The organism is Salipiger pentaromativorans (assembly GCF_024721115.1).
Classification (GTDB): Bacteria; Pseudomonadota; Alphaproteobacteria; order Rhodobacterales; family Rhodobacteraceae; genus Salipiger; species Salipiger pentaromativorans.
Genome location: NZ_JAMDHK010000003.1, coordinates 265,673 through 279,776, shown reverse-complemented (window position 1 = coordinate 279,776; position 14,104 = coordinate 265,673). Strand labels below are relative to the sequence as shown.

15 protein-coding genes are annotated in these 14,104 nt (G+C 66.1%); 8 read left to right on the top strand and 7 right to left on the bottom strand.

Annotated features, from left to right (window positions below; translation table 11 throughout):
* From cas1c to M4578_RS07185, 6 genes are all read right to left on the bottom strand, one after another.
* Positions 1 to 1,035, bottom strand: coding sequence for a type I-C CRISPR-associated endonuclease Cas1c (gene cas1c / locus M4578_RS07210; RefSeq protein ID WP_258092787.1), 1,035 nt, complete (start codon positions 1,033 to 1,035; stop codon positions 1 to 3).
* Positions 1,032 to 1,679: a CRISPR-associated protein Cas4 gene (cas4, locus tag M4578_RS07205; RefSeq protein ID WP_258092786.1), complete on the bottom strand. Its 648-nt coding sequence runs from the start codon at positions 1,677 to 1,679 to the stop codon at positions 1,032 to 1,034. Before cas4 ends, cas1c begins: the two co-directional genes overlap by 4 nt.
* Complete coding sequence (cas7c, locus tag M4578_RS07200; protein WP_258092785.1) at positions 1,669 to 2,583, bottom strand: type I-C CRISPR-associated protein Cas7/Csd2; 915 nt, start codon at positions 2,581 to 2,583, stop codon at positions 1,669 to 1,671. Before cas7c ends, cas4 begins: the two co-directional genes overlap by 11 nt.
* Positions 2,580 to 4,394, bottom strand: a complete 1,815-nt coding sequence (cas8c, locus tag M4578_RS07195; protein WP_258092784.1) for a type I-C CRISPR-associated protein Cas8c/Csd1 — start codon at positions 4,392 to 4,394, stop codon at positions 2,580 to 2,582. Before cas8c ends, cas7c begins: the two co-directional genes overlap by 4 nt.
* Positions 4,391 to 5,059, bottom strand: coding sequence for a type I-C CRISPR-associated protein Cas5c (cas5c, locus tag M4578_RS07190; protein WP_258092783.1), 669 nt, complete (start codon positions 5,057 to 5,059; stop codon positions 4,391 to 4,393). Before cas5c ends, cas8c begins: the two co-directional genes overlap by 4 nt.
* A 64-nt stretch (positions 5,060 to 5,123) precedes the next feature.
* Positions 5,124 to 7,382 (bottom strand): CRISPR-associated endonuclease Cas3'', encoded by a 2,259-nt coding sequence (locus tag M4578_RS07185; protein WP_258092782.1) that lies wholly within the window; start codon positions 7,380 to 7,382, stop codon positions 5,124 to 5,126.
* 558 nt (positions 7,383 to 7,940) lie between these two features.
* Here M4578_RS07185 and M4578_RS07180 point away from each other — a divergent pair.
* From M4578_RS07180 to M4578_RS07170, 3 genes are read left to right on the top strand one after another with little or no spacing between them, the layout of a single operon-like run.
* Positions 7,941 to 8,306 (top strand): hypothetical protein, encoded by a 366-nt coding sequence (locus M4578_RS07180; protein ID WP_258092781.1) that lies wholly within the window; start codon positions 7,941 to 7,943, stop codon positions 8,304 to 8,306.
* Positions 8,279 to 8,644: an alpha-hydroxy-acid oxidizing protein gene (locus M4578_RS07175; protein ID WP_258092780.1), complete on the top strand. Its 366-nt coding sequence runs from the start codon at positions 8,279 to 8,281 to the stop codon at positions 8,642 to 8,644. The genes M4578_RS07180 and M4578_RS07175 overlap by 28 nt, the downstream gene beginning before the upstream one ends.
* Positions 8,645 to 8,684: 40 nt before the next feature.
* The gene (locus tag M4578_RS07170; RefSeq protein ID WP_258092779.1) at positions 8,685 to 9,206 is read left to right on the top strand and encodes a TIGR02444 family protein; all 522 of its coding nucleotides are present in this window, start codon (positions 8,685 to 8,687) and stop codon (positions 9,204 to 9,206) included.
* A gap of 6 nt (positions 9,207 to 9,212) precedes the next feature.
* Here the strand turns inward: M4578_RS07170 and M4578_RS07165 are convergent, their stop codons facing one another.
* On the bottom strand, positions 9,213 to 9,674 hold the full coding sequence (locus M4578_RS07165; RefSeq protein ID WP_258092778.1) for a UbiX family flavin prenyltransferase: 462 nt from the start codon (positions 9,672 to 9,674) through the stop codon (positions 9,213 to 9,215).
* Between M4578_RS07165 and M4578_RS07160 the strand changes: the two genes are divergently transcribed.
* From M4578_RS07160 to M4578_RS07140, 5 genes are all read left to right on the top strand, one after another.
* Positions 9,652 to 10,017 (top strand): hypothetical protein, encoded by a 366-nt coding sequence (locus M4578_RS07160; protein ID WP_258092777.1) that lies wholly within the window; start codon positions 9,652 to 9,654, stop codon positions 10,015 to 10,017. The two genes, M4578_RS07165 and M4578_RS07160, sit on opposite strands and share 23 nt — an antisense overlap.
* Before the next feature lie 424 nt (positions 10,018 to 10,441).
* Positions 10,442 to 11,155, top strand: coding sequence for a DUF1194 domain-containing protein (locus tag M4578_RS07155; protein ID WP_258092776.1), 714 nt, complete (start codon positions 10,442 to 10,444; stop codon positions 11,153 to 11,155).
* A gap of 173 nt (positions 11,156 to 11,328) precedes the next feature.
* On the top strand, positions 11,329 to 11,724 hold the full coding sequence (locus M4578_RS07150; RefSeq protein WP_258092775.1) for a c-type cytochrome: 396 nt from the start codon (positions 11,329 to 11,331) through the stop codon (positions 11,722 to 11,724).
* 152 nt (positions 11,725 to 11,876) lie between these two features.
* On the top strand, positions 11,877 to 12,425 hold the full coding sequence (locus tag M4578_RS07145; RefSeq protein ID WP_258092774.1) for a Twin-arginine translocation pathway signal: 549 nt from the start codon (positions 11,877 to 11,879) through the stop codon (positions 12,423 to 12,425).
* 11 nt (positions 12,426 to 12,436) lie between these two features.
* On the top strand, positions 12,437 to 14,005 hold the full coding sequence (locus M4578_RS07140; protein ID WP_258092773.1) for a GMC family oxidoreductase: 1,569 nt from the start codon (positions 12,437 to 12,439) through the stop codon (positions 14,003 to 14,005).
* The last annotated feature ends 99 nt before the right edge of the window (positions 14,006 to 14,104 follow it).

Sequence of the window (14,104 nt, the reverse complement as noted above, 5' to 3'; positions counted from 1 at the left end):
TCACCTCCAGATCCAGGCGGGGTAGCCGTCCAGCTCGCCGCGCAGATGGCGGGCGAGGAGCTGCGCCTGCATCTGCGGGAACAGGCCGAGCGGCGCGGTTTCCTCGAAAAACGGATGCCGGACGGTCTCGCGCTTGCGCTCCTGCCAGGCCTTGAGCACGGTTTCGCGCCCGTCGTCGGAGAGCAGCACCGCGCCGGTTTCCTCAAAGCGGAAATCGCCTGCCGACAACTGCCGGCGGTTCAGGAGCGTCAGGCAGGTGCGGTCGGCGAGCGGGGCGCGGAATTCCTCCATGAGATCGAGCGCAAGGCTCATGCGGCCGGGACGGTCGCGGTGCAGAAAGCCCATTTGCGGATCGAGCCCATGGGTCTCGCAGGCCGCGCGGCAGTCCTGCGCCAGCAGCGCGTAGAGCAGCGACAGAACCGCGTTGACCGGGTCCAGCGGCGGGCGGCGGCTGCGGTTTGCAAAGCTGAAACCGGGGTTGCGGATGAACTGCGGGAAGGCGGTGAAATAGGCATTGGCGGCCTCGCCCTCCTGGCCGCGCAGGGTCTCGAGATCGGGGGCGTCGAGCGCCAGGCGGGCGGCGTCCGACAGGCGGCGTTCGCAGGTGTCGAGCAGGGCAAAGGGCGCGGGATCCATGGTCTTGCCGTAATCGCGCAGCACGCGGCGCAAGAGGCCGCGCTGGTTCGCCGCCTTGGCGGCGACCACGGATTGCGCGACGGGCAGCGCCAGAGCCGGCGAGTCGCTCGCCTTGTGCTGGGCCCGGCGCAGCAGCACATTGCCCGATTGCGGCCCCTCGACGCGGGCGAGGAACCGTCCGGTGGTGGAGAGATAGGCGATGGAGATGCCGCTTTCGGCGCAGAAGGCCATGAGCGGCGGGCTGATTGTGGCCTGGGCGAAACAGACGATCTGGCCGAGCAGATGGGCGGGCGCGCGGCCGCGGTCGTGGCCGTCTATGGCGACCACCACGTTCTGCCCGTCCTTGCGCAGCGCTGCACCCTCGGAGGTCACGTAAAGCGTGTTGAGGAGCTTCTTCATTCGGGGCCGTCCGGGATCGCGTCGCTGGCCAGGGCACGGGCCATCCAGCCGCGCACCGAGGGCGGAGATTCCAGCACCTGCGGGCGGCAGAGCGAGAGGAGCGAGCAGGCCTTGCAGCGTCCGGCCGCGTAATGCGCAGGCGGAAGCCTCCCGGCGGCGAGCGCGCTGCGGGCCTCATTGGCGATGGACGATGTCAAAGAGCGCAGGTCTTGGTCGAAGCTTATCACGACGCGCCGGCGTGTCTCGCCGTAAAACAGCGCGCCCTCGGGGATGGTCTGGCCCGTCATGTCTTCGAGGCACAGCGCCTGGGCGCAAAGCTGGACCTCGTCGGCGCGGTGCGCTTTGGGGCGGCCGCGCTTGTACTCGACCGGGTAGACTCTGCCCTTGTGCAGCTCGACCACATCGGCCACCCCGTGCAGCCCCAGCCGCTCCGAGCCCAGTGCGACCGCGCGCAGGCTGCGGATGCCCTTGTGTTTGTCGCTGGTGCCGCCGTCGGCGCGGGCATGCAGCACCCGGCCCTCGGCGGTGAGCTGGTTCTCCGCCCAGAGCCGTTCGACATGGATCAGGGCGCATTGGCGCGGGCAGTAGAGCCAGTGCTGAAGCGCCGAGATCGGCAGGCTGATGTCCTTGGCCTCAGGCGGCACCGGACCAGGGGCGCAGCAGGGTGACGCCGGAGGGCAGGGCGCTGTCGTCCACCCGGATGTCGTAATCGGAATAGGCGCGGGCCGGGGGCCAGTTGTGGGTGCGTTCGTCGCCCGCGGGCAGCACCTCGTCTCCACGTTTGCGCAGCACTGCGATGCGCTCGAACAGGCGGTGCGCCTGGGCGTTGCCGAGCGCGCTGTCGTGTTTGAACATCACCAGCTCCTGCGCCGCCATCTCGCCGCGCGCCGCCGAACGGTCGAAGTCGAACATGTCGCGCAGCGCGGTCCAGAACAGCGCCAGATCCTCTTCGGAGAAGCCGGTCTTTTCCGCCAGCTTGGCGTTGATGAATCCATGCACCACGTAAAGGCCGAAGGGCACGATGTGCTTGCGGCCCATGGTGCGTTCCTTGTCCACATCCTTTTCATTGGTCACCGAGGAGCGGGTGATCGACACTTCCAGAGGCATGACCGGCTCGACCGACCGGGCAAAGGAGAGCTGGACGGGGCCGCGCACCTGGCCTGCGTTGACCTCGGTGGTCATCACCGCGCCGAAGGTGCGGATGTCGAAAAAGTTCCGGCACATCCAGCCGGTGATCTGCGCCGCCTCCTCGGCCTTTTTCGGCAGCTTCTTGGATTCGGGTTTGAGCTCCAGCGCGTCATAGGCCTTTTTGTGCAGCGTGTTCAGCACCGCGCGTTCGGTGAAATAGATGCCGAAGCCCGGCTCGTCGCCCTTGGCCATGGCGATGTAGTTCCGCACCTTGCGTTTCAGCGCCACGTCGGTGACGAGGCCGTTGTTGGTCTCGGGGTCCATGCGGGGCAGGTTGCCCGCGTCCGGGTCGCCGTTGGGGTTGCCGTCCTTGACGGTGAAGAACAGCGCGAAATCGTAGCGGTTGGTCAGAGCGGTCATGTGGTCTCCCCCTCGGCGACCGGGTGTTCGGCCCCGGCATCCTTCGGTTTCTTGTGGTATTTCTGGTGGTAGTAGCCGGCGACGAAGCGCCCCTGATCCTCCAGCGTCAGGCTGCCGGGCAGGTTCGGGTCGAGCCCGGACCAGATCTGCCCCATCTCCTCGTCGAACCAATGCGCAAGCCCGCCCTTGTCGGATTTGCGCAGGTTCGACAGGTGATGCGTCGCGGTCTTGGTCAGCAGCGGAAAGACCCGCGCGGGCGTGGCCGAGGCGGCGGCGAAATAGCGGTCGCGGATCGTCGCGTTCAGTCCCGGCAGCGCCGCCTGCTGAATGCTTTCGAGCACCGCGAAGAGGCGTCCGAGCCGGTAGGGGGCACTCGGGTTTTCGGGATCGAGGCTCACGGGAAATTCCTCCTTGAGATTGCGGGCGATGACCGCCTTGCAGATCGCGGCGCGGGCGCCGTTGATCACCCCGTCCGCGCGGATGCGGCCGATCACGGCAGCGAGCAGCAGGCGCGGATAGGGCGTGCCCAGCAGCACGGCGCGCATCAGATCGCCGCCCAGCAGCGGCGGGATGTTCTCGGCCTTGTGCTGGAGCGCGGTTTCGTAGAGCAGCGCCCAGACGGCGGGCGGGCGCTTCCACGGCGCGGGCTCGATCGCCAGATCGTCACGGAAGCGCTGCACATGGCGGGCGAAATCTCCCAGCGTGCCGGGCAGCCAGAACCGCACCGAAAGTCGCGCGGCGTTGGGCGCGAGCCCCAGCACATAGACCCGCGTCGAGGGGGCAAAGCGCGGATCGTCGGGCACGCGCCCCTTGGCCAGCGCCTCCATCGCGAATTGCAGCTTCAGATGCGCGGTTTTTTCGTCCTCGCCCATCTCATCGGGATTGGGGGCGTCGAAGAGATCGCCAAAGACCATTTCGGCGGCTTCGTCGGCCTCGCGCGTGGCGGTTTCGGCCCAGAACACCGTGGTGGTGTCGCCGATGCGCAGCGCGCGCCGCCCCGGACCCTTGCCCGAACGGGCCAGAAGCGCGTTGAGCGCGGTGCCATAGGCAAAGGCGGCATGTTCCGAGACAGGGGCGTTGTCGCCCTGCTTGTGACCGAAGGATTCAAAGGCCGAGGCGTTGAACGACACCAGCGAGGCGCCCGAGCTTTGCGCGCCCATCACGCCCTTTATGCTTGGGTGCAGCCGTGCGGGCGGGGCCTGTTCGCCGGTGACCAGGCAGAGTGGCCCCTCGGCGTCGGCTGTGGGCACGATGAGCGACCGTGCGGCGGGGCGCCGGTGCAGGTAGCGCCCGCGCTCTTCGAAGCTGAAGACCACGTTCTGATCCAGGATCTCGGGAGGCAGGGCCTTTGCGGCGAAATCCTCCCAGGACCAGGCGTCGAGAAAGGCCAGAAAGGCGCGCAGGCCGGGATCGTCCGTGCCATCGAGCCGTTCATGATGGCGCGCGACAAAAGCGGCATGCTCGTCCGCCGTGCGGTGTTCCTGACAGGGTTGCAACTGGCCCGCGTCGTCGGGGAGAGGTTTCTTGCGCGCGTCCTTGAGCGCCGTGACGCCCAGCACATAGGCGGTCTTGTCCCAGAGGAAATTCGGCGCGATGCCCGAGGAGCGCTTGATCGCCGCCGGCACGGACAAGGTTTCCGGCACCATCCGCTTGCCCTCGGGCGTCAGCAGGGAGTGGCAGGCGATCAGCTTTCCATCTGCGCTCAGCACCAGCTCGGCGCCGATCTTTTCGTCGGAATAGCCCGGCGCCGGAGCCTCGCCCGCCTCGGCCATCCGCTCGTAAAGCGCGGCCAGAGACGACAGGATCGTCATCGCGCCAGCCCCGCCTGCCGGGCTTTCTCCACGTCGATCACGCCGTCCTCCATGCGCGCGTGAAAGAACAGCGCGTCGCGCCCGCGGTCATAGGCGATGTCATAGAGCATCCAGCCCAGATCGCGGTTCCGATCCGCTGCGGGCAGGGCGGTTTCCGGAAAGCCTTCGACCAGCGTCACATCGGCGGGAAACTCCCGAACGCCAAGGCAGGGCTGGTGGAAATGCTGCCCCTTTTCCGCCCGGCGGCGCGCCATCTCGATATGTTTCGCGGGGTTGTCCTCGGGGCCCGCTTTCGGCGTCATCTCGAGATGCGCCTCGACGCCATAGACCACATTGCGCAGCGCCATCATGGCGCGCTGCTGGCGGTCTTCGTCGACATTCAGGTGCAGCCCGGCCACGGATCCCGCCTTCATCGCTGTCTTCACATTGCTGGCCGGGATCTTGGAGGCAATTTCATTGCGGCGGATGTTTTCGAACCGGACCGGCGCCAAGACGTGAATGCGGTCGATCACCCAGAGAATGGCGGGTTTCCAGTGGATTGCCTCGATGATTCCCCGCGCGGCAGAGGGTGTCATGACATCGTAGGAAACACGCTCGACCTTCATTTCAGGCCGGGTGAAACAGGCGTAATCGCCTTTGATCAGCAACTTTATACCGTAGGACATTCAAACATTCCGGACTTATTCTGATCTGAAGCCTCGAACGGTTCTCTGTCAACAAGAACCGCTCTCAATAGCTCAGAAACCCCAGATCCTCCCAATCGTCCCATTTGAGCCCGGTCTCCCCGTCATAAAGCTCCGGACGGTCGAGGAGCAGGAATTGCAGCCCGAACTCCGTTTCCCGAAGCGGCACCAGCAGACCGGCGCCAAGCATCTTTTGCCGCGCCTTCTCGGGGATCTGCACCTGATAGCTTTGCAGGAGGCGCGCCACGGCGCCCGCGCTTGTCAGATACTGCACCTTCTCCCAGTCGCGGTCGGGAAGGCCCCAGTCGCCGCCGCGGATCACCACCGGCATCGCGCCTTCGGGGATCATGCGAAAGGCTTTCGCGACAGAGGCATAGGGGAGGTTCAACTCGGCCCCGCCCCCGGCATTGGCGATGGCTTGCAGGATCGGGTAGTCCTGGCCGTCCACCTTGCCCGCATCCATCTTCTGTTTCTTCTGCCAGAAGACATCCTTGAAATAGGCGTTGATCGCCTCCAGCGAGAGCGGGTCTTCGGAAAAGCGGGTCAGCACGCTTCGTGCGGTCTCGGCCAGTTGGTGCAGCTCCTCGGGGGGCTTGTATTGGCCTGCCTCCTCTGCGGCCGGTTCAAAGACCACCACCCGGCCCGGCTCGGCGCCCTCGGCGTTGCGGTTGCAGCGCCCGGCGGCTTGCACGATGCTGTCGAGCCCGGCAAGCGCGCGGTAGACCACGGGGAAACTTACATCGACGCCCGCTTCGATCAGGCTGGTGCTGACAAGCCGGACGGGGGCGCCGCTGGCGAGTTGCCCCCGCACCTTTTCCAATACCACCCGGCGGTGCCGCGCGGTCATATTGGTCGAGAGATGGCAGGCGTTCGGCACATCGCGGATCAGCTCGAAGACCGCGCGCGCCTGCCGCCGGTTGTTGAGGATGGCGAGCCCGCCCTCGGGCGCGGCCAGCCGGTCCGCCAGCGCCGCGTTGGAGAGCGGGCCGGCCTGCTCCACGCGCACGCGCTTCAGCTTTTGGTACAGGCCCTTCGGATCGGGCGCGAGTTCGCGCAGGGGCAGGGGGCCATCGCGCGACAGCGCTTCGGGATGGGGAAACCCGTCCTCCTTAAGCAGCGCAGGCTGGGTCGCGGTGCAGAGCACGAGGCTGCTGCGATAGCCCCGCGCCAGTTCGCGGATGGCGGCCAGGCTTGGCCGCAGAAGCGGGCGCGGCAGGGTCTGCGCCTCGTCGAGGATCACCACCGCATTGGCGATGCGGTGCAGCTTGCGGCAGGGCGAGGTGCGCGCCGCGTGCAGGCTTTCGAAGAACTGCACGGCGGTGGTGACGATGACGGGCCGGTCCCAGCGCTCGGCGGCGGTTTTGAGATCGCGCGCCTCGTCGTCTTCGTGCTCCTGCCAGTCGAAGGCGGAATGGTGTTCGAGCACGGTCCTGCCTTGCGGATCGTCCAGAACCTTGCGGAACACCGCCGCCGTCTGCTCGACGATGGAGGTGTAGGGGATGACAAAGATCACCCTGTCCTGCCCATGGGCTATTGCATGGTCGAGCGCAAAGCCGAGCGCCGCCAGCGTCTTGCCGCCGCCGGTCGGCACGGTGAGGCTGAAAAGCCCCGGATCGCGCGCGGCCTGCGCCCGCACATGGGTGTGGACCCCGTGGCGCAGGGCGTTGACCGGACCCTCGCCGCTCAGCTCCGCCATATGCGTGTCGAGGCGGCGGCGCAGTTCGTCCAGCGCGACGGGTTCGGGCTCGGGGGCCGCGCGGCCCTCGGCGCGGTCGTAGAAAGCGCGGGTCTCGCTCCGGTCGGCATCGACAAGGGCGGAAAACAGCATCCGCCCGAGGAAGGCGAAGTGATAATTGGCGTTGCCGAGGTCCTTCCCGTCGAGCTCCGCGAGCGCTGTTGGGCGTTTGGTCAGCCTGGGGACGGGCCAATCCTCTGGCGGCAAAAGAACCTGCTCCTCCTCTAGACGTGCGCGCAGTAAACGCTCGGGCCCACCGCCATCGCTCAACCCCGCGTGATGGCCCAGGACGATCTGTGCCATGATGGCGGAGAGTGCATGGGGCTGACGAAAGAACAGATAGCGCGCGCCGGCCGCTGCGTGGGGTTCGTGGATATCGGAGTTGTGCAACCGCTCCTGGAAACGCGGCTTCGTCTTTCCCAGGTCGTGCGCCCAACCGATGATTTCTCCGAGCTCCGGGGCGAATGCGGAGGCATTCCGGCGCGTACTCCGCGCAACGGCGAAAGAATGGTCGAGGAGCGTCTCCCAGTCGGCAGGGCCACGGTCCTTTAGGGAATGCGCGTAAATCATTGGCTCCGGATTTTTGATTTTCATAGCCAGAAGAGGACGGTTGCGGTGAGTGCGGTCGCTGATAGGAACAGGGTCAGGCCGCTATTCTAGCGTATGCATCGTTTCTGGAGAACTACACCGTTTTTTAACTCGGAACTGCCCGCCGACTTTCCCGGGCTGTGACCGGTGTGGAATTGCAGGCGGGCATTGACGTTCACCGAGGCTGATCCCGGCGACTGCGTCGCTTCCAATGGATTGGACAGTTTCCGGAGTGATTAAAATTGGGCTCTCCGTTTGCTGGTCGGTGAAACACCGCTCGGCAGACGGTTCTCTGCGATGGGCGGTGCGGGGCGGTCGGTGATGATATCCGGCAAGCCGTTCCTCAGAGCGACGCCCCAAGATCTGCCGGCGCTTTGGGGGCGACGCCTCTTGCCCTTCTGTCTATTTGGCGCCCCTCGGTTTCGGAGCCGGGAGGGCTTTGCGCATCACCTTGCATGTTGAAGCGACAAGGGGCGGTGCGGGGGCCACAGGCGATGCGGGGATGGCGCCCTGTGGAGGGGCCGTGCCGAGGCCGGGATCGTGCATGCCGGCGAAGACCCGGTCTTTGCCCGCCACCCGATGCGCAGCTTCCGTTCCGACATGTCGCTCGCCGGGCGCCCGGCGGATGTGCTGGAGGGGCTGCTGGACCTCCTCGGCCCGTTGTGGCCGAAAGGCGAGGCGCTTACGGCCAAGATCGCCGCGGACCGCGCGGCCTCCCGCGCCAAGGGGGAGCCGAAAGAGGCGCTGACGCCGGAATATATCAGCCGGGTGATCGGCGAGATCGCCGCGCCAGAGGCGGCCATCGTCAACGAATACCCGCTGCGGGTCGAGCATTGCCCGCGCACCGAGCCCGGCAGCTATTTCGGCCTGTTGCCCGCATGCGCCGGGTCTGGGACCGGGCGCTGATCGTCAAGGGCGTGCTGCATCCCGACGATGCTGTCGCGGCGGTGGAGGCCGGGGGCGACGGCATTCTGGTCTCGAACCGTGGCGGGCGCCAGTCCGACGCGGCGCCCAGCCCCGCCGAGGTGCTGCCGATCATCCGCGACAAGGTGGATGGCAAGGCGACGCGGCTCTTCGACAGCGGCGTGCGCTCGGGGCTCGACCTGGCGCTGGGGGCGGAGGCTGCGTGCTGCGGGCGGGCCTCCCTCTATACGCTGGCGGCGGTGGGGGACGGTGGAGGCAGCCATTTCGCCGGGTTGATCCCCGAGGAATTCGCCGTCACCATGGCGCAGTCGGGGGCATAGAGCGTCTCCGATCTGCCCAATGTGACGATCCGGCACCGCGATGCTTATCCAGCCTGACCCCGACGCGCATCCGTTCTGGCGCTTTTCCCTCGACCGCTATGGGCGGTCGGGGGTGCCGCCGCTCTGTCTGGAGATCCAGGAAGAGACCGGCGCCGATGTGAACCTGCTGCTCTTCGGGCTCTGGCTGGGGTCCGAGGGCTGGGGCATCACAGGGGCGGGGGCCGCGCGCTGCGCCGGGGAGGTCTCTGCCTGGCATGCCGAGATCGTGCGCCCGCTGCGTGCGGTGCGGCGGCGGCTCAAGGGCTGGCAGGTCTGCCCCGAGGCGCCGCGCGAAACCCTGCGCGCGGGCATCCAGAAATGGGAGATCGAGGCCGAGCGGCTGGAGCAGGGCATGCTCTTTGCGCTTTATGAAGGGCTGATGGTGGCAGAGCCCGCGCTCGTTGAGGCCGGCACTGACCGCGCCGCGACGATGACGGGAAATCTCGACACCTTCGCGGCCCTGGCGCCCAAGGGCAAAGGCGCAGCGGAGCCGCGCGCCAAGCTGGTGGCGCTCTGCCTGTAACGCCGCTCAGGCGTCGTCTTTCCAGCGCTTGACGGTGCCGGTCTCGATGTCGAACATATCCACCACCCGGCCCAGCATATGGCCGATCATGTCGTCCAGCGTCTCGGGCCTGGCGTAGAAGGCGGGCACCGGCGGCGCGAGGATGGCGCCGATCTCGGCCAGCGTGGTCAGGGTGCGCAGATGACCCAGATGCAGCGGCGTCTCGCGCAGCATCCGCACCAGACGGCGGCGTTCCTTCAGCACCACATCGGCGGCGCGTGTGGGTAGGGTCGAGGTCACGCCATTGGCAATCTCGGAGGCGGAGCGCAGCGAGCAGGGCGCCATCACCATGCCCAGCGTGTGAAATGAGCCGCTGGAGATCGAGGCGCCGATATCCTCCGGCTTGTACCAGCGGTCGGCCAGCGCGCGGATGTCGGCGATCTTCCAGCTGGTCTCATGCGCGACGGTGATTTCGGCGGCCCTGGCCAAGACCGACAGTACCAAGACCGGCCTGACCGCGTTCAAGCTCACGCTGCCCGGTTTCATCGTGCCCTTCGCCTTCGTCTACAACCCGGCGCTGGTGATGAACGGCGCGTGGTACGAGATCGCGCTGGTCGCGACCACCTCGATGCTGGGCGTCTATGCGCTGGCGGGCTCGGTGGTGGGCATGCATCTGCGCCACTGCCGGGGGCTCGAACGGCTCGCCGCCTTTGCCGCCGCCGTGCTGCTGATCCGCTCGCTGGCGGTGGGCTGTACCACGATCACCAAGCCCGCGCCGCAGAGCGTGCTGGCCTTCCACGAGAAGCGCGCGCCGAAATTTCAGGAGAGCTGAGCGCGTCTTGGCGCGGAAGGGCCGCCAGCCTTGCACGGGTGGGTGGTTCCGTCCCCTCTGCCGAAGTCTTGCACCCGTTTCCAGCTTTGGCGACAGCCATTGCCGGAGGCGGATGCGCGCATGTCAGGGACGGGTATCGGCGGCGTGAGAGCCACCGGGCGCGACCGGGTCCGAACGCCTCCGGCGCCCTGTCTCGGGGCCGGGACCGGGACTGTGGTACAGGGCTACTGCCCGTGCCGGCCGGATCGGGCCTACAACCCGGCGCATGAAACGCCTTAGACATTTTGCACGACAGCGATCGGCGCTGGCACGTCCCATGTTGCAGCGCCTCGCGGCGGCCACAACTTTTGCGATGGCCGCGAGCGTTGCGGCGTCCGGCCCTCTTTCTCCCGTCCGGGTTCAGGACGGGGACGGGCCGGTCGAGGTGGATGTCGCCCTTGTTCTGGCCGTCGATGTCTCGCGCTCGATGGATCCGGGCGAGCAGATCCTGCAACGCAACGGCTATGCCGATACGATCCGCTCTCCGGAGTTCGTCCGGCTGATCACCGGGGGCCGGCACGGCGCCATCGCCATCGCCTATTTCGAATGGGCGGGCCCCGGCGAGCAGAGGCTGGTGGCCGACTGGCATCTTCTGGACAGCGCCGAGGCCGCCGCCGATTTCGCGGCGCGTCTGCAAAGCGCGCCGATCTCGCGCGCGGCCCGCACCTCGATCTCCGCTGCCATCCTGCATGCGGTGGATCTGTTCGAACGCAGCCCTTATCGGGGCGAGCCGGTGCTGGATCTTTCGGCGGACGGGCCGAATAACGAGGGCATCCCGGTGACCGCGGCGCGCGATCTGGCCGTCGCGCGGGGCATCACCATCAACGGCCTGCCGATCATGCTGCGCGATCCTGCCGCCTCGCCGGTCGATATCGAGGATCTCGACCTGTATTTCCAATATTGCGTGGTCGGCGGAGACCGTGGCTTTGTGATCCCGATCACCTCCAAGGATCAGTTCCGGAGCTCGATCCGTACCAAGCTGATGCTCGAAGTGGCGCGGGCGATGCCCTCTGCCCGGGCCGAGCCGATCCGGATCGCCGGGCCGAGGGTGTCCTGTACCATCGGCGAGGAGTTGCAGCGCAGCCGCGACCCGCTTTGATCGCAGAGCATCGGCGTTGCGAAAGACGGCGGTCCGGATCGGGCCGCCCTTTGTCTTTTCGGGGCCGGGCAAAGGCGCCGAAAATCGGCGGAAAGGCAGATGTGCTAGTCACGTACCACCACCGGAAAAGCGAAGTGTATTACCCCTTTTCCACCTGTCGGAGGAGTGGGTAAATGACACAGCGGAATGCCGCGAACAGTCTCATTTTGTTGGTTTTCCCTGCCGCCTTTTGCGCGGCCGGTGCGGCTTTTGCCGACGGTGCGGGAGGGGAGAGCGAGGGGCAGGAGCTGTTCAAGCGCCAATGCGCCGCCTGCCACACGCTCGACCCCGAAGCACCGCCGCGGCAAGGGCCGCCGCTGCACGATATTTTCGGGCGCAAGGCGGGCACGATCGAAGGGTTCAAATACTCTTCGGGTCTGGCCGGGGCGGAGGTGGTCTGGGACGAGGAGAGCCTCGATGCCTGGCTGACCAATCCGCAGAAGATGATCAAGGGCACCTTCATGTCCTACCGCCAGGCCAAGCCCGAGGTGCGCGAGAAGGTGATCGCGTTTCTGAAACACATCGAGTGACGCGCCATCCGGTTTCGGAGGGCTGAGCGCCGCATGCCGTGACGCCCGATTCAGGGCGGGTGGCTTTTGCGGCCTAACATAAAGAAAATATTCGAGAAATTTTCAATCCGAGTGTGTGAAACCACCGCAAGTAGGTAAGAAGGAGAGCCAAAATGCGACTGGTCGACAAAAGATCAAAATACAACCGGCGGACGGTCCTGAAAGGGATGGCGACGGGCGCTCCGGCGGCGGCATTCGCCGGCAGCATGGGGCTGAGCATCGAGGACGCCTGGGCCGACAGCGGCAAGGCGCTGTCGCCGGCGACCATGAAGACGCTGGCCAAGATGGCCCGCGACATCTATCCGCACGACTTCCTGTCGGATCATTTCTACATCGTGGCCGTCATGCCCTGGGACGAGAAGGCCGCGCAGGACGATGCGCTCAAGGGGGTGATCGAAGCCGGCGTGGCCCAGCTCGACAGCCTCGCCACCACCCGCTTCAAGGCACCCTATGCGGGGGTCGGCTGGGAAGAGGACCGGGTCGAACTTCTCGAAGAGATCGAGGACTCGGAGTTCTTCCAGAGGATCCGCGGCGACCTTGTGGTGTCGCTCTACAACCAGAAAGAGGCATGGCCGAAATTCGGCTACGAAGGATCGTCCTTTGAGCATGGCGGCTATCTGCACCGTGGCTTCGACGACATCGACTGGCTGCCGGAAGACTGAGGATACACGAAATGGCAAATTTTGACCTGAACGACGACAGCCTTGTCGTGATCATCGGTTCGGGGGCCGGCGGCGGCACCTTGGGCAACGAACTGGCGCAGAAGGGGATCAAGGTCGTGATCCTCGAGGCCGGTGGCCGGTACGAAAAAGAGGATTTCATCAACGACGAATGGGAGAGCTTTGCCCAGCTCGGCTGGCGCGACATGCGCACCGGCTCCGGCTCGTGGCAGGTGGCGACGGATTTCCCGAACCTCCCCGCCTGGATCGTGAAGGCGGTCGGCGGCTCCACCACCCACTGGGCCGGCGCCTCGCTGCGCTTCAAGGAGCACGAATTCCGGACCCAGGAGACCTATGGCAACATCACCGGCGCCAACCTGCTGGACTGGCCGATCACCCTGGCGGATCTCGAGCCCTATTACGAAAAGGCCGAGGACAAGATGGGCGTGACGCGCACCAACAACATCCCCGGCCTGCCGCCCAACAACAACTTCAAGGTGATGGCCGCCGGCGCCAAGCGCATGGGCTACAAAGAGGTCCATACCGGGCGCATGGCGATCAACAGCGAGCCGCGCGATGGCCGCGGGTCCTGCCTGCAACTCGGGTTCTGTTTCCAGGGCTGCAAGAGCGGCGCGAAATGGTCGACCCTCTACACCGAGATCCCCAAGGGCGAGGACACCGGCAATCTCGAGGTGCGGCCGAACAGCATGGCCATCCGCATCGAGCATGACGACGCCGGCAAGGCGACCGGCGTGGTCTATGTCGATGGCGACGGCAATACCCAGCGTCAGAAGGCGCGCGTGGTCTGCCTGGCCGGAAACTCGATCGAGAGCCCGCGCCTGCTGCTGAACAGCGCCTCGAACATGTTCCCCGACGGGCTGGCCAACAGCTCGGGAGAGGTCGGGCGCAACTACATGCGTCACGTGACCGGCAGCGTCTACGCCGCCTTCGAAAAGCCGGTGCATTTCTATCGCGGCACGGTCATGGCGGGGATCATCCGGGACGAGTCGGAAAACAACCCCGGACGTGGCTTCGTCGGCGGCTACGAGCTGGAGACGCTGTCGCTGGGCGTGCCCCTGATGGCCGCTTTCATGAAGCCGGGCGGCTGGGGCCGGACCTTCACCTCTGCACTCGACCAGTACGAGAACCTGGCCGGGATGTGGATCGTCGGCGAGGACATGCCGCAGCAGACCAACCGCATCACCCTGCACTCGACCATCGTCGATCAGAACGAGATGCCGGTCGCGGATGTGCATTACGACGATCACCCCAACGACGTGATGATGCGCAACCATGCCTATGAGCAGGGCTCGGCGCTTTACAAGTCGGTCGGCGCGGTCGCGACCTATCCGACGCCGCCCTATCCGAGCACCCACAACCTGGGCACCAACCGGATGAGCGAAAAGGCGCGGGATGGGGTCTGCAACAAATGGGGGCAGACGCATGACGTGTCGAACCTGTTCATCTCGGATGGCAGCCAGTTCACCACCGGTGCCTCCTGCAACCCGACCCTGACCATCGTCGCTCTGGCGATCCGGCAGGCGGATCATATCGCCGACGCCATGTCGAGGAAGGACCTTTGACACAACCTTAGGGCGGATTCAGAGAGCCTGTCTGACAGATCATTCGAGGATCCCGGTTGTCCGGGGTCCTCGATATTTTATTGAGGGATGGGAGTAAAA